This is a genomic window from Geodermatophilus arenarius, from assembly GCF_042654585.1.
Taxonomy (GTDB): Bacteria; Actinomycetota; Actinomycetes; order Mycobacteriales; family Geodermatophilaceae; genus Geodermatophilus; species Geodermatophilus arenarius.
The window spans coordinates 1-19,099 of the sequence record NZ_JBHSGR010000034.1 but is presented as its reverse complement, the minus strand read 5'-3'; the positions used below and the strand labels follow the sequence as shown (position 1 = coordinate 19,099).

14 protein-coding genes are annotated in these 19,099 nt (G+C 77.6%); 4 read left to right on the top strand and 10 right to left on the bottom strand.

The window, feature by feature from the left end:
- The first annotated feature begins 252 nt into the window (after positions 1–252).
- Entirely contained in the window at positions 253–1,395 is a 1,143-nt protein-coding gene (locus ACFO3M_RS21725) for a hypothetical protein (protein WP_387993982.1), read from the top strand.
- An 18-nt stretch (positions 1,396–1,413) separates the two neighbouring features.
- Positions 1,414–4,467, top strand: a complete 3,054-nt coding sequence (locus ACFO3M_RS21720) for an FtsW/RodA/SpoVE family cell cycle protein (protein WP_387993979.1) — start codon at positions 1,414–1,416, stop codon at positions 4,465–4,467.
- Between the two features lie 17 nt (positions 4,468–4,484).
- Here ACFO3M_RS21720 and ACFO3M_RS21715 read toward each other — a convergent pair whose 3' ends face one another.
- Entirely contained in the window at positions 4,485–5,474 is a 990-nt protein-coding gene (locus ACFO3M_RS21715; protein ID WP_387993976.1) for a rod shape-determining protein, read from the bottom strand.
- Between the two features lie 180 nt (positions 5,475–5,654).
- On the opposite strand from ACFO3M_RS21715, the gene ACFO3M_RS21710 reads away from it, so the two are divergent.
- The gene (locus ACFO3M_RS21710) at positions 5,655–6,905 is read left to right on the top strand and encodes an AI-2E family transporter (protein ID WP_387993973.1); all 1,251 of its coding nucleotides are present in this window, start codon (positions 5,655–5,657) and stop codon (positions 6,903–6,905) included.
- A 10-nt stretch (positions 6,906–6,915) separates the two neighbouring features.
- Here the strand turns inward: ACFO3M_RS21710 and ACFO3M_RS21705 are convergent, their stop codons facing one another.
- The 9 genes from ACFO3M_RS21705 to ACFO3M_RS21665 all read right to left on the bottom strand — a co-directional run bounded on the left by ACFO3M_RS21705 (position 6,916) and on the right by ACFO3M_RS21665 (position 18,585).
- Positions 6,916–8,118: an alpha/beta hydrolase family protein gene (locus tag ACFO3M_RS21705; RefSeq protein ID WP_387993971.1), complete on the bottom strand. Its 1,203-nt coding sequence runs from the start codon at positions 8,116–8,118 to the stop codon at positions 6,916–6,918.
- 52 nt (positions 8,119–8,170) lie between these two features.
- Positions 8,171–8,989 carry an AfsR/SARP family transcriptional regulator gene (locus ACFO3M_RS21700; protein ID WP_387993969.1) on the bottom strand — a complete coding sequence of 273 codons (819 nt, stop codon included), beginning with the start codon at positions 8,987–8,989 and terminating at the stop codon, positions 8,171–8,173.
- Between the two features lie 154 nt (positions 8,990–9,143).
- Positions 9,144–9,899 carry a hypothetical protein gene (locus ACFO3M_RS21695; protein WP_387993966.1) on the bottom strand — a complete coding sequence of 252 codons (756 nt, stop codon included), beginning with the start codon at positions 9,897–9,899 and terminating at the stop codon, positions 9,144–9,146.
- 87 nt (positions 9,900–9,986) lie between these two features.
- The gene (locus ACFO3M_RS21690; protein ID WP_387993963.1) at positions 9,987–11,585 is read right to left on the bottom strand and encodes an FAD-dependent monooxygenase; all 1,599 of its coding nucleotides are present in this window, start codon (positions 11,583–11,585) and stop codon (positions 9,987–9,989) included.
- Positions 11,586–11,682: 97 nt separating this feature from the next.
- A complete protein-coding gene (locus ACFO3M_RS21685; protein ID WP_387993961.1) occupies positions 11,683–13,767 on the bottom strand; it encodes a SpoIIE family protein phosphatase in 2,085 nt (694 codons plus the stop codon).
- A gap of 130 nt (positions 13,768–13,897) precedes the next feature.
- Positions 13,898–14,131 (bottom strand): hypothetical protein, encoded by a 234-nt coding sequence (locus ACFO3M_RS21680; RefSeq protein WP_387993958.1) that lies wholly within the window; start codon positions 14,129–14,131, stop codon positions 13,898–13,900.
- Positions 14,128–15,408 carry a glycerophosphodiester phosphodiesterase gene (locus ACFO3M_RS21675; RefSeq protein ID WP_387993956.1) on the bottom strand — a complete coding sequence of 427 codons (1,281 nt, stop codon included), beginning with the start codon at positions 15,406–15,408 and terminating at the stop codon, positions 14,128–14,130. Before ACFO3M_RS21675 ends, ACFO3M_RS21680 begins: the two co-directional genes overlap by 4 nt.
- Positions 15,409–15,461: 53 nt before the next feature.
- Positions 15,462–16,340, bottom strand: a complete 879-nt coding sequence (locus ACFO3M_RS21670) for a nucleoside hydrolase (protein ID WP_387993953.1) — start codon at positions 16,338–16,340, stop codon at positions 15,462–15,464.
- A 124-nt stretch (positions 16,341–16,464) separates the two neighbouring features.
- On the bottom strand, positions 16,465–18,585 hold the full coding sequence (locus ACFO3M_RS21665; protein WP_387993950.1) for an MMPL family transporter: 2,121 nt from the start codon (positions 18,583–18,585) through the stop codon (positions 16,465–16,467).
- Between the two features lie 242 nt (positions 18,586–18,827).
- Here ACFO3M_RS21665 and ACFO3M_RS21660 point away from each other — a divergent pair, with 242 nt between their 5' ends.
- Positions 18,828–18,965 carry a hypothetical protein gene (locus ACFO3M_RS21660; protein WP_387993947.1) on the top strand — a complete coding sequence of 46 codons (138 nt, stop codon included), beginning with the start codon at positions 18,828–18,830 and terminating at the stop codon, positions 18,963–18,965.
- Positions 18,966–19,099: the final 134 nt, after the last annotated feature.

Below are 19,099 nucleotides of genomic sequence, written 5' to 3'. Positions count from 1 at the left end.
GGCGGAAGGGGAGCAGGTCACCGGGAGCGGGGACCTCGGTCGCCGCGCGGGCGGTGCCGGAGGTCCCCGGGCACGCGGGGCGCCGGGGACGCGCCGGGTCCCGGGCGCCGACGCGCCGGTCCTCCAGCGCGACGCGCCGGTTCCGGTGCGACGCCGTGCGGCGACCCGGTGACATCCGGGGGCTCCGTGCACCAGCCTGAGCGAGCGGACCCGGGGGACATCCTGAGCACGCGGATGGGCGGGTGACAGTCAGTGGCAGACCTGACGATCGAACGGGCGTCCGGGGGCCTCGACGACGGCTCCGCGCCCCCTCCTCCGGCCCAGCAGCGGCCGTCCGGTCCGCCCCCGGTCCCCTCCGGCGGGGTCGCGCTCGCCCGCCTGCTCGCCCTCGCCCGGCTCACCTCGCCGCAGGCCCTCGAGCTGTCCACCGGCGTGCTGGAACAGGCGGCGCAGCTGCCGGTGCCGGACACCGGGGCCGGCAGCCGCGCGCTCCTCGACCGGCTCGCGGTCGGGACCGACGGGCAGGTGGCCCTCCACCCCTCCGCGGCACCGGCCGGTCCGGCCGTCGCCGCGGTCCTCGCCGACGTCGCGGCCACCGCCCGGTCCCGTCCCGGCGCGGCGGAGGCCGAGGACCCGCTGCTGGACGCGGTCGACGCGGCGGTGGCGGCCCTGCCGGACGCCGGCGTCCCCGCCGTCGCGGGGCGGGTCGCCGAGGCCGCCGCCGCGATCGACCGCGGCGCCGTCCTCGCCGAGCTCGGCGCGCTGGTGCGGTCCATCGCGGCGGGCGGGCCGGTGGGCGCGGCCGCGTCGGCCGCCGTCCGCGGCACCGTGTCGCGCCCGGTCCGGCGCGAGGGGTCCCGCAGGGCGCGGCGGGTCGGGGCGTGGCTGCTCTCGGTCGTCGTGCTCACCGCGGCGGTCACGGCGGAGGTCGTCCTGCTGCGGGACGAGATCGCCGCCGACGTCGAGGTGCTCCTCGACGCCGGGCGCAGCGGCGTCGAGCCGACCGCGGAGCCCGAGCCCGACGGCGTGCCGATCCCCGCGCCGGCCCCGGCCGCGGCCGGCAGCGTGACCGCGGTCGACCTGCGCGGCCTCGACGCGTGCGAGCCGGGGCAGCCCTGCACCGTGCGGGTGCAGGTGCGGCTGGTCCCCGGGACCGCGGAGCAGCGGGTGACCTGGTCCTACCTGCTCGTCGACCGCTGCACCGGCGACAGCTCCACCGCGCCGGGCGGCACGGTCGCCGTCCCGCCGGGAGGGGAGCGGGCCGAGGCCCTCGGCGTCGTCGCGCTGCCGCCCCTGCCGGCCGTCGCGGTCCTGGCCGTCACCGACGCGCCCGCGACCGCGGCCTCCGCGCCGCTGTCCGTGGGCTCCTGCCCACCCGAGCTCCGCACCCGCTGACCCGACGGGAGTGCCCGCATGCGCTACACGGTGCCCGCCGGCCCGCCGGACGACGCCGCGAGCAGTCCCCGGGCGACCCGGCGGTGGAGCCGGCGCCAGCGCCGCGTGCTGTGGGCCGTCCCGGAGGGCTCCCCGCTGGAGCCGGGCGGGCTGCCGGCCGGCGACGGCGGGCGGGGCCGGACCCGGGAGGAGCGCCGGGAACGCCGCAGCGCGCTGTTCGACCTCCTGGCCGTGGTCGCCGCCCTCGCGCTGGTCGGGCTGGGGCTGGCCAACCTGTACCTGATCGGCGCGCACGAGCTCGCGCTGCGCCAGGGCCTGATCGCCGCCGGGGGTGTGCTCGCCCTCGCGGTGTTCTGGCGGGTCCGCGTCCGGTACCTCGGCGTGCTGGGCTGGGTGTCCTACGCCGCGGCCGTCGTCTTCCTCGTCGGCGTCCTCACGGTCGGGGTGACGGTCAAGGGCGCCACCCGCTGGTTCGTCCTCGGCGCGGTCACCTTCCAGCCCTCCGAGCTGGCCAAGCTCGGGCTGCTGCTGGTCCTCGCCGCGGTCCTCGGCTCCGGACGGTCGGCCTGGCGGCGCTTCGGCCCGGCCGTGCTGCTGGCCGCCGTGCCCATCGGGCTGACGCTGATGCAGCCCGACCTCAGCACGACGGCGCTGCTCACCGTCCTCACCGCGTCGATGCTCGTCCTCGGCCGGGTGCCGGCGCGCTTCCTGCTGCCGCTGGGCGCCGCGGCCGTCGTCTCCGCGCCGCTGATGATCAGCCTGATGCAGCCCTACCAGCTGCAGCGCCTGGGCACCTTCCTGGTCGGCGCCCACGAGTCGCCCACCGGCTCGGGCTGGGCGCTGCGGCAGGCGCACATCGCGGTGGCCTCCGGCGGGCTGACCGGGCGGGCCGGCGACCCGCTCCGCGAGCTGCGCGCCCAGTACCTGCCCGAGGGGCAGACCGACCTCGCGCCGGCCAGCCTGGTCGGCCAGTGGGGCCTGCTCGCGGGCGCCGGGGTCGTGGTCGCCGTCGTCGTCCTCGTGTGGCGGCTAGCGCTGGCCGCCCGCCGGGCGCGCACGCCGCAGGCCGCGCTGGTCGGCGGCGGGCTGGCGATCCTCATGGGCGTCGAGACCGTCGTCTCGGTGGGCGCGAACCTCGGGCTGCTGCCCCTGGCCGGCGTCCCGTTCCCGCTGCTCAGCTACGGCGGGACGGCGCTGGTCGTGCACCTGGCCGCGATCGGCGTCGTGCTGGGCGTCCGCCGGGACAGCGCCCGCCGGCGGCTGTGGGCGGCGCCGGGCCGGCGCAACCCGCGCCCGCGGCTGCTCCGGCTGGCCGCGGCCGCCCTCTCGGCGCTGCTCGTCGCCTTCGGGCTCTACGGCTGGCGGATGCAGGTCACCCGGGGCGAGGAGCTCACGCTCGCCGGCGAGGAGCAGATGACCCGCTGCATCCGGCTGCCCGCCCCCCGCGGCGCCATCACCGACCGGCACGACGCGCCCCTGGCCGTCGACGCCGCGGCCGCCGGCACCGGCGTCGACCGGGTGCTCGCGGTGCCCGCCCTCGTGCGCGACGACGCCGCGGCCGTCGAGCGGCTCGCCGTCCTGACCGCCCGCCCGCCCGCCGAGCTGCAGGCGCAGCTGGACGCGGCGGAGGCCACCACGCTGTCGCTGCCGGTGGCCGAGGTGCCCCGGGCCGTCGGCGACACGATCGCCGCCGCCGGGATCACCGGCGTGGTCGTCGTCCCGGAGCCCCGCCGGTGGTACCCGGAGGGCGCGCTGCTCGGCCCGGTCCTCGGCTTCGTCGGCGTGGCCACGCCCGAGGCGGAGGAGCGCTGGCCCGGCCTGCCCAACGGCGAGGTCGTCGGCCGGGCCGGCCTGGAGCTGGAGTACGACGCGGTGCTGCGCGGCACCAACGGGCGGCAGTGCGTGTACGTGGACCCGGCGGGCGTGCCCGTCGCGCTCGCCGGCCGCGTCGAGCCCGTGCCCGGTGCCGACCTGCGGCTGGCGATCGACCTGGGCCTGCAGCGGCAGCTCGACGCCGGCCTGGCCGCCGCCCTGCGCGCCCAGCCCCGGCCGCAGGGCAAGATCGGCGCCGCCGTCGCCATGGACCCCCGCACCGGGCACGTGCTGGCGATCGCCAGCGCCCCGTCGTTCGACAACAACCTCTACGGCCCGCCGGCCGACTCCGCCGCGCTGGAGGCGCTCGCGTCGGCGCCGGGGTCACCGACGCTCGAGCACGTCACGCAGGCGGTCGCGCCGCCCGGGTCGACGTTCAAGCTCGTCGTCGCCGCGGCCAACCAGGCCCACCGGGTGTGGGACCCCGACCAGGTGGTCCCGACCGGGGGCAGCTACACCTACGGCGGGCACACCTTCGGCAACTGGCGGCCGATGGGGCCGATGGACCTGCGTGAGTCGATCGCCATCTCCAACGACGTCTACTTCTACAAGCTCGCCGTCGCGCTCGGCCCCGAGGCGATGATCGACACCGCGCAGTCGCTCGGCGTCGGCCGGCGCACCGGCATCGACCTGCCCGGCGAGTCCGCCGGGTACCTCGGCACGCCGGAGTCCGTGGAGGCCGACGGCGGCACCTGGTACGGCGGGTCCACCGTCATCCTCGGCATCGGCCAGGGCGAGATCACGGTGACGCCGCTGCAGAACGCCCGGTGGACCGCCGCGCTCAGCACCGGGTCCCTGGTCACACCGCGGCTGGGCATGTCGATCGGGACGCAGGGGTCGCACACCGCCGTCCCCACGCCGGCCCCGACACCGCTGCCGTACGCCGCCGAGCTGGGCCCGGTCCGCGAGGGCATGCGCGACGCCGTCACCAGCGGCACCGCGATCCGGCTGGCGGACCTGCCGGCCCCGGTCGGCGGCAAGACCGGCACGGCCCAGGACGGCGGGCTGCGCGACGACGAGTACGACAACTGGCTGACCGTCGCCGCCCCGATGGACGCCCCGGAGATCGTCGTGACGGCGATGGTGCAGGGGCCGGGGACGGGCGCCAACAACGCCAAGGACGTCGTGTCCGCGGGCCTGCGCCACTACCTGGACCACCGGGCCGACGTCCTCGCGACCGAGCCGGTGCAGGCCCCGTGACCGGCCGCGCCTGAGGGTCAGCGGCGGCCGTAGGCCGACAGCAGCGCCCGGTTGCGCAGCGCCCGGGCGGCGCCGTCGGCGACGCAGGTCAGCGGCTCCTCGGCCGGCTTGACCGGCAGGCCGAGCACCCGCTCGAGCTCCTGCGGGAGGCCGGGGATGAGGGAGGACCCGCCGAAGACGAGCACGCCCTCGCCCATGACGTCGGCGATGGCCTGCGGCGGGAGGTCGTCCAGGCAGGGCGCCAGGGTCCGCACGATGTCGTCGACGATCGGGCGCAGCGCCTCGCCGACCTCCGCCGCCGGGACGGTGGCCAGCCGCGGCCGGCCGGTGACGCCGTCCCGGCCCTGGACGACGAGCGGCTCGTCCCCGGCCGAGCAGAGCCGGACCTTGAGCGCCTCCGCCTCGAGGTCGCCGACCAGCAGCTGGTGCTGCTCGCGCAGGAACCGGGCGACGGCCAGCGTCATCTCCTCCCCGCCGGTCTTGCTGGTCCGGGAGGCGAGCACGCCGCCGTAGCAGAACGCGACGGCCTCGGCCCGCCCGCCGCCGACGTCGACGACCATGTGCACCCGCCGCTCCAGCGGGTCGAGGCCGCAGCCGACGGCGCCGGCGACCGCCTCGTCCAGCGCGGTCACCGGCCGGATGCCCGCCTCCTCGGCGGCCTCCAGCAGCGCGCGGTGCTCCAGGGAGCTGGACCCGACGGGCACGGTGACCACCGCGCGGACGGGCATCCGCCACAGCCGCTGGCCCGCCGCCCGCAGCACCGCGCGCAGGTAGGTCCGGGTGGTCTCGAGGTCGGTGACCACGCCGTCGTCGAGGGGGCGGACCGCGGCGTACCGGGACGGCGCGCGGCCGAGCAGGTCGGCGGCCTCCCGGCCGACGGCCAGCACCCGGTCCCGGCGGCCGCTGCCGCGGCGCACGAGCATGACGGTGGGTTCGTCGTAGAGGATCCCGCGGCGCACGTCGCTCACGACGGTGGTGGCGGTGCCGAGATCGATCCCGAGCTCCACGCGGTGCCTCCTGACCCCCGGGGTGCCCGGCCAGTCTGGCGGCGGGCCCGGGTCCGGTCCAGATGCCCCGGCGCGTCCCGACGGAGGTCCTGCCGACCGGAGGGCCTGCCGACCGGAGGTCCCGCCGACCGCGGACCTCCGGCCCGTGCCGGAGGTCCCGGTCCCCTCTACCCTGCCTGCGTGCCGGGGACTGGGGAGCCCGACGGGACCGCCGGGCGTGAGGCGCCGGCCGCCCCGCCGCCCCCTGCCGCGCCCCCTGTGACGCCCCCGGCGACGCCCCCCGCGACGCCCCCCGTCGCGGCCGACGGCGCGGCACCCGGCCGGTGGGGTGTCGAGCCGCCCTGGCTGCGCCGGGTCCTGCTCCTGGTGCTGCTCGCCGCCGCCGCCTACCAGGTGGCGGCCTGGTCGTTCACCCACCTCCGGAGCTTCCTCGGCCTGGTGTTCCTCGCCTGGATGTTCTCGATCAGCATCGAGCCGGCCGTGCACGCCCTCACCCGCCGGGGGCTGCGCCGCGGGGCCGCCACCGGCCTGGTGATGCTCGTCGTCGTGCTCCTCGGGATCGGCATGGTGGCCGCGTTCGGCACCCTGCTGGTCGACCAGCTCGCCGGGCTGGTCACCTCGCTGCCGGACGTCGTCCGCAGCCTGGTGGAGGCGGTCAACCGGAGCTTCGGCACGCAGCTGCAGGCGGCCGACGTCGTCGACTCCCTCCGGCTCACGCCCGAGCGGGTCCAGCAGGTCGTCGAGGACCTCACGCCGGGCGTCGTCGGCTTCGTGACGACGGTGATCGGCGCGATCTTCCAGACGCTGACGTTCCTGCTGTTCGCCTTCTACATGTCCGCGCAGGCACCCGCCCTGCGGGACACCGTCTCGCGTCGCTTCCCGCCCCGCCAGCAGCGGGTCATCGCCACCGTGTGGGAGATCGCGGTGGAGAAGACCGGCGGCTTCGTGTTCTCCCGGTTCCTGCTGGCCCTGCTCAGCGCGTTCGTCACCGCGGTCTTCCTGGCGGTCCTGGGGGTGCCGTTCTGGCTGCCGCTCGCGCTGTGGACCGGCCTGGTGTCGCAGTTCATCCCCACCGTGGGGACCTACCTCGCGATCGGCCTGCCGGCGGTCGTGGCCCTGGCCGGCCAGCCGTCGGACGCCCTGTGGGTCGTCCTGTTCGGCGTGGCCTACCAGCAGGTGGAGAACTACCTCATCGGGCCGCGGATCACCGCGCGCACGGTGCACGTGCACCCGGCGGTCGCGCTCGGCTCGGTCATCGTCGGGGTGAGCCTGCTCGGGCCGATGGGTGCGCTGGTCGCCATCCCGGTCGTGGCCGCCGTCGAGTCGGTGGTGGAGACCTACGGGCGGCGCTACGAGCTGGTCGTGGACGAGGTCCCGGTGGTGCACCGCCCGAGGGGGCAGTGGTGGCGGGTGCGGAGGGAACCGCGCTGACCGCGGGCGGTCAGGCGGGCACGACGTCGTCGAGCCAGTCGAGGACCCGCTCGTTGCGGAGGCCGGCCGCGGCCGGCTCGCAGTGCCCGTCGGCGCCCTCCTCGGCGGTGAAGGGCAGCAGCGTCACCGGGCAGGTCAGCGCCTCGGCCAGGCGGGCGGACTGGCCGGGCCAGAACTGCTCGTGCTCGGGGTCGGTGACCAGCACCGGGCAGCGGACGGCCGCGATCTGCTCCGGGGTGAGCCGGTACGCCCGGGCGGCGGTGAACAGGTCGAACGGCGAGCTCACCCCGTAGGGCCGCATCCGCCACTGCAGCATCGTGCGGGTGGCGGGGGACAGGCGCAGCGCCCAGCCCATCTCGCGGTCGAACGCCTCCCGGTCGCCGGCGTCGAGCAGCCGCACCAGGTGCGCGGGCAGCTGGGCGAGCATGGTGCTGGAGACGTCGACGACGCCCGGGTCGGCGACGCCGGCCGCGACCCGGTGCTCGGAGGCCAGCGCCCGCGGCACCCAGTACCCGCCCTGGCTGACCCCCATGACGGCGATCCGGGCGGGGTCGACGTCGGCCCGCGCGACGAGCGCGTCGACGACGGGGGTGAGGACGTGCTCCCAGTCGGGCCGGAACGGCAGCCCCTGCCGCACCAGGGCGGCGTTCTGGCCAGGGCCGTCGTAGGTCACCGCGGTCCAGCCGCGGGCCAGCGCGTCGGCGATCGCGCGGGTCCAGGCGCTGACCGCCGAGCCGTCGCTGCCGTTGGTGTGCACCAGGGTGCGGCGCGGCTCCCCGGGCGGGCCCGGGCGGAAGAGGTAGCCGGGCAGGGTGGTGCCCTCGTAGGGGATCTCCAGCCGCTCGACGGCGACGTCGCCGACGGCGGCGGTGAGGTCGGCGAACCGGTCCCAGGCGTCGCGGTGGCGCTCCCACAGGGGCACGAACTCCCCGGTGGCGTCGCCCCGGTCCGACGCCGTCGACCAGTAGGCCGCGGCCCGCAGCCAGCGCGCGGCCGCGCTGCGCAGGTGACCGGTCGCCTCGGCGTCGCGGGCCAGCCCGGCCAGCCGCTCCGCGGTGGCGCTCCACTGCGCCACCCAGGCGCGGGCGTCGCCGTCCGGGACGCGGGCGACGGTGGCCAGCACCTCCCCGACGTCGGCGGCCCGGGCCCAGGTCCCGCCCAGGACGTCCTCGACGGCGAACTGGACGTCGGCGTGCTTGGAGAAGGAGTACACGTCCCACCGTGCCGGTCCCCGCTCCAACGGTGCTCCAAGCCGCCCGGGGACGTCACCCCGTGGCGACGCGGGGTGCGGGTGGGCCGGCCAGCGTCGGGTCCGCCGCGAGGATCCGGCGGTGCAGGCCGCGCAGCTCCGCGCCGGGCTCCAGGCCCAGCTCGTCGAGGAGCATCGCGCGGACCTGCCGGTAGCTGCGCAGCGCCTCCTCGGCGCGGCCGAGGCGGTGCTGGGCGAGCATGCGCAGCGCCCACAGGCGCTCCCGCAGCGGCGTCTGGGCCAGGGACGACCCGAGCTCCAGCAGCGCCCGCTGCGGGGCACCGGCGGCGATCAGCGCCTCGGCCAGCACCTCGCGCACCTGGTCGCGGAGCTCCTCGACGCGGGCGACGTCGGGGGCGGCCCACGGCCGGTCGGCCACGGTGGGCCAGGGCCGCCCGCGCCAGAGCCCGAGGGCCTGCGCGGCGGCCGCGGCGGCCTCGTGCAGCTCCGCGGCCGGCAGCAGGGCCGCCACCGACGCGGCCAGGCGCGCGAACCGGCGCGAGTCGACGGACCCCGGGTCGGCGACCAGCCGGTAGCCGCCCGGCTCGCGCACCAGCACCGCCGACGGCGCCCCGGGCGGGCGGCCGGGCTCGAGCGCCCGGCGCAGCCGCCAGACGTGGGAGTCGAGGGTCGACGACGACCGCCCCGGGGAGCGCTCACCCCACATCGCGTCGCCCAGCGCGTCGGCGGGGACCGGCCGTCCGGCGTGCACCAGCAGGAGCGACAGCGCCGCGTGCAGCCGCGCGCCGCCCAGCGCGACCGGTGTCCCCCCGCGCAGCACCTCGAGCGGGCCCAGGTCGTGGAAGGACAGCTGAGGGGAGGTGGTGCCGGGCACGGTCGGCCTCCTCGCGTGCGGCCCCCGTGCCGTCGTCGGCCGCGGGCGGGCGACCCCGCCGCGGCAGCGCACGGCTCCCGAGCGGAACGCCCCCGCGCCGGTGCCCTGCGTACCGCATCGGCGCCCGCGCTGGTAGGGCTCGCGGGACGGGCGGTCAGCCGGTCGCGGGGGTGCCCGGGGCCGCCGCGGCCGGCGTGGACCGCGGCACGGCGGTGAACAGGTCGACCAGGCCGTCCCAGCGGTTGCGCCGGCCCGGCGGGAACCGCCGCAGCGCGCGCCGCGCGCGGGAGCCGTCCGGCGGGTAGCGGCGCCGGGCCCACGGGGAGGTGGGCCGGGCCAGCCGCACCGCGCCGACGAGCGCGACCAGCGGCACGAACACCCCCACCACGCCGAGCACGACGCGGCCCTTGAGGACGGCGACCAGCGCGAACACCAGGTTGACCGCGACGGTCAGGGCGATCGCGACCTCGCTGTCGGCGTCGTCGGCGTCGAACGGGTTGGCGCCGGCCAGGAGCAGCACGCCGACCACCAGCGCGATGAGCACCGCGTCCACCGAGCTGCGGCCCTCCCGGGACCAGTACACGTCCTCCAGGTGCAGCCACAGGGCGAACTCGTCGAGGGTCAGGGCCGCGCCGGCGCCGAAGAGCACGGCGACCAGCACGGCGCCGGCCCCCTCGGGGCGGTAGGTGAACTCGACGGTGCCGGTGCCCAGCAGCAGGAAGATCCCGTAGACCTCGTGGTGCAGGTGCACCCCGCCGACGCTGGCGTCCCGGAACGGCCCCCGGCCGAGGCGGATGGCGTGCGTGACGAAGCGGGTGACGAGGAACGTCACCAGGAAGCCCAGCACCAGCCAGGTGACGAGCTCGCGCCGGCCGCTGACCACCGGCAGGATCTCCAGTTCCAGCTCCACGGCACCTCCCGCGGGCGTGGGTGCGACGGTCCGCGATCCTGCCCCGCCCGGGAGCGCCGTGGGGCCCCCGCGGCAGCGGCCGGCGGATCACCGGGCCGCGGCCCCGGGGACGGGTGTGCGGGCGGCGGCGACGCGGAGCGCGTCGCCCAGGTGGGCCGCCAGGGCCGCGGGGTCCGCGGGGACGCTCGTGAAGCCGACGTAGCCGTCGGGCCGGACGAGGACCAGCCCGTCGTCGCCGGTCCCGTACGTGCGGCCGACGACGTCGTGCGGGTCGACGACGGCACCGGCGACGGCGTCGGCGGTGTCGCGGACGACGGGCACCACGGTGCCGAGGTCGCCCAGCGTGCCGCGGAGGGCGGCGAGCACGCCGGCGTCGCCGGTGCGGACCAGCAGCAGGTGCCCGGGGCGCCGCAGCAGGTCGCCGATCCGGACCGGGCTCCCGTCCGCGTCCAGGAGGCCGGCCGGGTCCGGCGCGTGCCGGCCGGGGCGGGCGGCGCGGGCCACCGCCCGGCCGGCGGAGCCCACGACCGGGCTGCCGGGGTAGGCGACCGTCAGCTCCGCCAGCCGGGCCGCCGCGGCACTCCTCAGCCGCGGCACGCGCCCCGCGGCGGACAGCACGGCGTTGCGCCCCGCCGCCGGGGCGCCGGTCAGGGTGCCCGCGGCGGTCAGCGCGGTCGTCTCCCGGATCACCGCCGCCCCGACGGGCCGGCGCTCGGCGTCGTAGGAGTCCAGCAGGGCGGCGCCGGCGCGGCCCCGCGCCACGAGGGCAAGCCGCCAGGCGAGCCCGGCGGCGTCCTGCATGCCGGTGTTCATGCCCTGCCCGCCGGCCGGGCTGTGGACGTGCGCCGCGTCGCCGGCGAGCAGGACGCGGCCGTGGCGGTAGCGGGGCACCTGCCCGTGGTGGACCTCGAAGAAGGTGAGCCAGCGGGCCCGGTGCACCGCGACCCGGCCCTCCATCCGCCGGTCGGCCAGCGCCTGCACGAGCTCGAGGGTGGGGGAGACCCCCTCGGCGGGCGGGGCGACGAGGAACATCAGCCGCACGCGCTCCCCGGGCAGCGGGAACAGGCCCGAGATGCCCTCCGGGGAGGCGAACAGCCGCACGGTGTCCGGCGGGAGGTCGGTGTCGGCGTCGACGTCGGCGAAGACGAAGTGCCGGCCGGTGAAGGTGCCCGCGAGGGCCGTGCCGACCGCCTTGCGGGTCGGGCTGTGCGCGCCGTCGGCGGCCACGACCCACCCGACGCGGACCCGCTCCTCCGACGTCGCGCCGCGCAGCGTGACGTCGACCCCGTCGGCGTCCTGGGTGAGGCCGGCCATCCCGACCCCGCGCTCGACCGTCACCCCCAGTTCCGCGGCCCGGGCGGCGAGCGCGGCCTCGGTGTCGGACTGCGGCACGTCCAGCGCCCACGGGTGGCGGGTGGGCAGGCCGCCGAGCGGGAGGTGCACGAGCGGGCGGCCCCCGGCGCGGATCTCCACCGCGCCGATGCGGCGCGCGGCCGCGTCGATCCGGTCCAGCGCGCCGAGCGCGGCCAGCATCTCCTGGCTGCGCGGGTGCAGCAGCACGGCGCGCGACTGGTCGGTCGGCTGCTCGAGCGGGTCGACGATGCGCGGCCGCAGGCCCTGGCGGGCCAGCTCGCAGGCCGCGACGAGACCGACGGGGCCGGCCCCGACGACGAGCACGTCCTCCATGGCGCCTCCCGCCCGGGTGGTCCCCGGGACCGCCGCCCGGGGGGCGGCCAGGGTCCCGGGCCGCGCTCCAAGGAGGCTCCAACGCGGGAGCCGCGGGTCAGCCGGTGGCGGGCAGGTGCACGAGGTCGAGGACGGCGCGGGCGGCGCTGCCGGGCGGCGCGACGAGGGTCAGCGCGTGGCCGTGCCCGGCGAGCTGGTCGCGCACCCGGTGCAGCACCTGCACGCCGGCGCTGGCGAGCAGCGTCACCTCGCTGAGGTCGACCGTCAGCGGCAGCACCCCGCCGCGGGAGGCCGCGGCCAGCTGCCGGGCCAGCGCCTCGACCGAGGTGACGTCCACCGGCCCGGACACCCGCAGCCGCACGTCGCGGGAGGCCGGCCCGCCGTCCCCACCGCCCGGCGCCTCGCCGACCAGGACGCCGTCGCCCGGGACCCCGTCGCCGGAGGCGACGTCGACGGCGAACGGCGGGCGGGCGGCGGGCGCGGCGTCGCGGCCGACGCCGGAGCCGAGCATCGCCGGCCGGTGCAGCCGGTGCCGCAGCGTGACCACCGTGCCGGCGCCGGCCGGGCCCGCGCCGCGCAGCACGTGCAGGGAGTCGGTGAGCTGCTGGGCCATGAGCAGCCCCCGGCCGCGGTGGGTGGCCCCGGGGTCCGGGTCGCGCCAGCTGCCCTCGTCGGTGACGCGGCACTCCAGCACGCCGTCGGGCAGCAGGGCGGCGTCCACCCGCACCGGCCCGGGCAGCCCCGGCGGGTAGGCGTGGTCGACGGCGTTGGCGATGGCCTCCCACACCGCCAGCTCCACGGCGTCGCGGTCGTCGTCGGCCGGGTCGAGCTCGTCCAGCCAGGTGTCGACCGTGCGCCGCAGCCCGCGGATGCCGCCGCGGTCGGTGGTCGTCTCGGCGTGCAGCGGGGGCACCGGCTCCGGCAGGCGGTGGGCGGCGAGGGTGGTGACGTCGTCGTCGTAGCCGGTGCGGGTGAGCAGCTCGACGGTCAGCTGGCAGACCCGCTCGGCCGGGCCGGCGCCGGCGCCGAGGGGCGCCTGCCCGGTCGCGGCGTCGGCGGCGACCTTGGCCAGCTCCGCCATGCCGTCGGCGATGCTGCGGTGCGGCCGCTCGACCAGCCCGTCGCTGTAGAGGAGCACCAGCTCGCCGGGCGCCAGCGTGTCGCGCGACAGCGCCGGTGCGGTGCCGGGGACGCCGGTGCCCAGCGGCTCGCCGCCCAGGTCGGCGAGGAACCGGGTGGACCCGTCGGGGGCGACGACCACCGGCGGGGGCTGCCCGCAGCAGGCGTAGGCGAGGTCGCCGGTGTCCGGGTCGAGCACGACCAGGCCGACGGTGGTGGCGCGCAGCCGCGGGCTGCGCGCGGCGAACGCGTCCGCGCGGGCCAGCGCCCGGGCCGGCCCGGCGCCGGTGACCAGCGCGTCGGAGAGCACCGCCCGCAGCTGGCCCATCGCCGCCGACGCGGCGACCCCGTGCCCGACGACGTCGCCCACGACGAGCGCGACGCCGCCGCTGGGCAGCGGGATCGCGTCGAACCAGTCCCCGCCGGCCACCTGGTCGCGGTCGGCGACCAGGTACCGGGCGGCGATCCGGGCGCCGGGCAGCACCGGCAGGTCGGTGGGCAGCAGCGCCTCCTGCAGCGCGGTGACGACGTCGCGGGCGTCACGCGCCCGCCGCTCGGCGTCGGCGGCCTGCTGCTGGGCGGCCTGCCGGGCCCGCACGGACTCGGTGACGTCGTAGGCGTAGGTGGCCACGCCGCTCACCCGCCCGTCGACGGCGCGCGTCGGCGCCAGGTGGAAGTCGAGCCAGACCTCCTGCAGCTCGCCGGTGCCGCCGAGGTCGACCTGCAGCCGCCACTCCCGCGCCACCCGGCTGCGGCCGGTGGCGTACACCTCGTCGAGCAGCTCGAAGACGTGCTGCCCCGCCAGCTCCGGCAGCGCCGACCGGATCGGCGCCCCGATGAGCTCCTCCCGGCCGAAGAACGACCGCATCGCCGCGTTCGTGGCCACCACGGTGTGCTCGGGTCCGGCGTACACGGCGAGGATCAGCGGCACCTGGTCGAACGCGGTGCGGACGACGCCGGCGTCCCCGACCGTCCGCGCCAGCCGCTCCTCGTCGTCCGGTCCGGGGCCGTCGGCGGGCGCCCTGCTGGTCGCGTCGGCGTCTGCTCCGCCGTGGTCGGTCACGCGCACACCCATCGGAGTTCCGACCCGGGGCGGTTGCACCACGGGGCCCCGCGCTTACCCGGGCGGCGGCCCGGTTCACGCATCGGCCGGGTCCGTTCCGCGCGGGACGGGACCGAGCGCTCCGGACGGGTCAGGGCGTGCGGTCGGCCTCGGCGGAGGCGACGGCCTCCTCGCGGGTGGGGAACGGCCCCCCGGTCCGGCCGTCGGAGCGGCAGGTCCACCGGTAGCCGCCGGGGGTCTCCTCGACCAGGTACCCGTCCGGGTCGGCGGGGCCGTGGCCCGGGAGCGGGCGCGGATCGGTCGGGCGCTGGTCGGTCGGGCGCTGGTCGGTCGGGCGCTGGTCGGTCGGGCGTCGATCGGTCACGTGAACACCAGGTTCCGGAAGCGGACCCCGGCGGACACGCTGCCGAGGTGGACGACGGGGACGGGGCGGGGCGAGGCGTCCGCGACGGTCACGGTCTCCCCGGCGGTGCCGGCGCGTACGACGAGGGCGGCGGGGGTGACGGTGATGCGGAGGGCGACGTAGGCGCCCATCCGCAGCGCCTCGCCGCCGGTCGAGGACGCCAGCCGGGTGGCGACGCCGTCGGCGACCCGGTGCACCTCCACGTCGCCGTCCGCGCGCAGGAGCACGCGGTAGCCGTCGACACCGGGGGACGACGGCGACGTCGGCAGGTGGGGGTGGTCGTCGGTGCTCAGCAGGACCGATCCGCAGGACGTGCGGCCGTCGGCGTGGCACTCGTCCATGCGGAGCTCGAGGTCCAGCGTGAACGCCGCGGCGTCCGGGGGCGCCAGGAAGCCCATGAGGGTGGAGGTGGCGGAGCCGGCGGAGCCCCACGAGGCGTCGTCGGGGTGGAAGCGGCCGCGGTCGGTGTCCGGCTGCATCCCCGGCAGCCAGACCTGCCGGGCGAACAGGTCCGACGGGCGACGGGCGGCGTCGCCCGCGAGGTACACGGGGTCGTCGGAGAAGATCGCGTCCACGCCGGCGGTGACCACGGTGTCCCGGTGGTGGCGGCGGTCGACGGTGTGACAGGCCACCTCGATCCCGGCCGCGTGCGCCCGCGCGCAGACCGCCGGGGTGACCTGGCCGGCCTCCGGGCCGATCCAGCCGATGCCCTCGGCCGCGGCCCGGGCGACGTCGGTGCTGCCGAGCCAGATGACCTGCCAGCCCCGCGAGCGCGCCAGCCGGCAGTCGGTCAGCGAGTAGGACTGCAGCAGGACCGCCCCCGGGCGGATGCCGCGGCGGTCGAGCGCCCGGGTCATCGGGTCCATGGCGTCCGTGCCCTTGGCCTCGGCGCACAGCAGGACGCGGTTCCCGAACTCGGTGAGCACCTCGTCGAACAGCGGGGGCCGCAGCCCGTCGGGCCAGCCGCCGCCGAGGATCGCCGAGGCGTCGATCTCCAGCTGCTTCCAGGACACCGACGTGTGGTCGGCGACGTTGCCGCTGGAGGTGGTCATGCGGTCCACGGTGCCGTCGTGCATGACGCCGAGGCCGCCGTCGGCGAGGGTGGACACGTCCTGCTCGATGACCGGCAGCCCCTGGCCCACGGCGACCCGGTAGGCCTCCATCGTGTGCTCGGGCGCCTGCAGGGCCCCGCCGCGGTGGGCGATGACGAACGGCCGGCTCAGGTCGGCGAAGTCCACGCGGAACCCTAGGACCCCGGGCGCGGTCGTCGGGCGGTCGACGAGCTCGACGGTCACCCGTCCCGGCCGGTCCCGCCCCCACCGCGTGCCTGGCGGGACTCGTGCAGGCGGAGCCTGGCCAGCATGTCGCCGAACAGCAGCCGGGTGTCGACGTCGGTGTAGACCCGCCGGGTCCCACCCGCCGCCTCGGTCCACGTGCTCGACTCGTCGTCGAGCGCGGTGACCAGCACCGGCGGGCTGTCGCCGAGGGGCCAGACGCCGCCGAGCCGGATCCAGTCGGGCAGCGGGAGCTCGAGGAAGCGGGTCCACAGCCACCGGCCGACCCGGCCGCTGCCGGCGAGGTCGCGCTCGAGCTCGGCGACCGAGTAGGCGCAGCGCCGGTAGGTCTCCAGCGGGAACTGCCGGATCGCCAGCTCGGGCCGGGCGAGGACGAGCTCGGCGGCCGCGGGGTCGGTGTCCCGGTTGTACTCGGCGGCCCCGGCCGCCCGCGCGCCGCCGACCCAGACCAGGGTCAGCCGGCCGGTGATGTCGGGGGCCTCCTGCAGCGCGGCCGCGACGTTGGTCAGCGGGCCGGCGCAGACGAGGAACAGCGGCAGGTCGTCGTCCCGGCGCGCCTCGGCCACGATCGCCGCCGAGGCCGCGGAGGTCGACGTGCCGTCGAACGGTCCCTCCGCGCCGGTGTACACCGGCGGCCGGGACGGGCCGCCGACCAGGTCGACCAGCTCCCGGGCCAGCGCCGAGCCCCGTTCCGCCGTCGACCCCAGCGGGCCGAAGACCGGGTTGAGGAAGGAGCTGGTGACGGCGACCACCCGGTTGGTCGGGGACAGCAGGTGGTGGGCCAGCGCGACGAGGCCGTCGGGGTCCCCGGCCCAGTCGTTGTCGACGACCACCCGGCACTGCTCGGCGAGGCGCAACCGTCCTCCGTGCTCCACCCGGGGCTCCTCCGGTCCGCCGCGGCGGGTCGCGCGGGCCGGTCCACCCTGCCCCGGGTGCCCGCCGGTGCCCCAGGCCCGTGCCGTTGAGCGGAACGCCGCCGTCCCGGGACGTCGGCCGGCGTCAGGTCCGGGCCGGCGCCTCGGACGGCGACGCGGCCGGTGCGGGCGGCACCTCCGGCTCGTCGAGGCGGTGCGCCAGCCGGCCGGGCCACCACATCCACCGGCCGACGTCGAGGGTCAGCGCGGTGACCAGCACCGACCGCACGACGATCGTGTCGAGCAGCACCCCGAGCGCCACCGCGATGCCCAGCTGCGTCAGGAAGGTCAGCGGCAGGGTGCCGAGCACCGCGAACGTCGCCGCGAGCACCAGCCCCGCCGAGGTGATCACGCCGCCGGTGGCGGCCAGCCCGACCAGCGCGGCCCGCCGGGTGCCGTGGTCGGCGGACTCCTCCCGCACGCGGGTCATCAGGAAGATGTTGTAGTCGATCCCGAGGGCGACGAGGAACACGAAGACGAACAGCGGGAACGAGCTGTCGGTCGCCTCCACGCCGAGGACCCAGCCGAAGACCAGGGCGCTCAGCCCCAGCGCGGCGCCGTAGGACAGCACCACCGTCGCGATGAGGACCAGCGGTGCGACCAGCGCCCGCAGCAGCAGGCCCAGGACGACGAGCACCACGAGCATGATCAGCGGGATCACGACGCGGTTGTCCCGCTGCGAGGCGGTCTGGACGTCGAGGTTGAGCGCCGTCGTCCCGCCGACCAGTGCCTGCCCGTCGCCGACGTCGTCGAGCGAGGTGCGCAGCTGCTCGACCGTGGCGGCGGCCGCCGCGCTGTCGAAGGGGTCGGCCAGCGAGGCCTCGAGCAGCGCGCCGTCCCCGACGACCTGCGGGGGAGCGACGGCGGCGATGCCGTCGTCCTCGGCCACGGCGGCGGCGACCGCGTCGGCGTCGTCCGCCGTCGTCACCACGACCACCGGGTTGCCGGCGACGGCGGGGAAGTGCTCCGCGGCGACCTCCTCGCCGGCGATCGACTCCGGCGTCCCGCGGAAGCCCTCGGACTGGGTCAGGCCGCTCGGGTCCAGCCGGAACACGGCGAAGCAGGCGAGCAGCAGCAGCGCGCTGGTGACCATCCACGTCGCCCGGGGGCGCGGCCGGATCCAGGTCCCGACGCGGGCCCACCACCCGGTGGCGCTCGGCTCGGCGCTGCCGAAGGCCGGCCGCACCGGCCAGAACACCCACCGGCCGCAGATCACCAGCAGCGCCGGCAGCAGCGTCATGAGCACGACCAGGGTGACGGCGACGCCGATCGCGGCCACCGGCCCGAGGCCCGCGGTCGAGTTCATCTCCGCGGCGACCAGGCACAGCATGCCGAGGACCACCGTGCCGGCGCTGGCCACCACGGCCGGCCCGGCCCGGTGCACGGCCTCGGTCATGGCCTCGTGCCGGTCGGTGTGCAGCCGCAGCTCCTCCCGGTACCGGGCGACCAGCAGGAGGGCGTAGTCGGTCCCCGCGCCGACGACCAGGACGGTGAGGATGCTCGCGCTCTGGGCGTTGACCGTCAGGTCCGCGTGACGGGCCAGCAGGTAGACGACGGCCTGGGCGCAGACCAGCGCGATGACCGCCGAGAAGATCGGCAGGACCCACAGGACGGGGCTGCGGTAGGTCAGCAGCAGGATGACGATGACGACGCCGAGCGCGGCGAACAGCAGCGTGCCGTCGATCCCCGCGAAGGCCTCGGACGAGTCGGCGGCGTTGCCCGCGGGTCCGGTCACCCAGGTCCCGAGCCCGTCGGGTGCCTGTGACGCCTCGGCGCGGATGTCGTCGACGATCGGGGCGATGGCCTCCCACCCGTCCGGCCCGACGTCCAGGGGGACGACGAGCTGCACGGCCTGGCCGTCCTCGGCCGGTATCGGCCCCAGCACGCTGCCGGAGAGCGCGTCGAGCTCCCCGAAGGCGCGCACGTCCTCCTGGACGGCCGCGAGGTCCTCCGCGGTGAGGCCGGACGTCCGCTCGTAGACGACCACGGCCGGGATGAGGTCGGGGTTCGCGCCGAGCTCGCCCTGGAGCTCGAGCACCCGGGTGGACTCCGCGTCCTGCGGCAGCCAGGCGGCGATGTCGTTCTCCTGCTCCCCGGTGAGCCCGCCGGCGAGGGGAGCGGCCGCGGCGGCCAGCGCCACCCAGACGACGAGGACGACCCACTTCAGGCGCGGGGAACTGACACGGGACGCGTAGGACCTGCCCATGACCGGGCCCTCCGGGTGCACCGGGCCGGCGGACCCGGACGGGGACTGTCGGGCCGGACGCTAGTGACGGGCCCGGCGGCCCGTCAGCGACGTTGGTCCCCGGTGATCGCACCGGGCGGCCCTACCGGGCGTGTGCCTCGCACCCGTGACCGGCCCTTCGCCCGCCGTGGTCGCCGCTGGTCCGGGTACGTGCGGCACCGGACGCGCTGCGGCGCCGGCAGTGGGGGAGGACAGTCGCTCCTGTGACGGAGCCGGAGCAGACCCCCGACGTCGAGCAGCGGCTGGCGAGCGAGACCGATCCCGAGCGGCACCGCGCGCCGTCCGAGGGCGTGCCGCAAGACCTGTCCGACGACGACGCGGAGGACGCCCCGCCCCCGTGACCGACCCCGGTGAACGGGTGTGGCCCGGGACTCACCGAACCCCCGTGCAGGACCCGTTCCGGGGCGTGTATGGTTCTTCCTGCACCGAGCGAGAACGGACCGGGCCGGAAGGCCCGGGAAACCGCCGGGAGGGC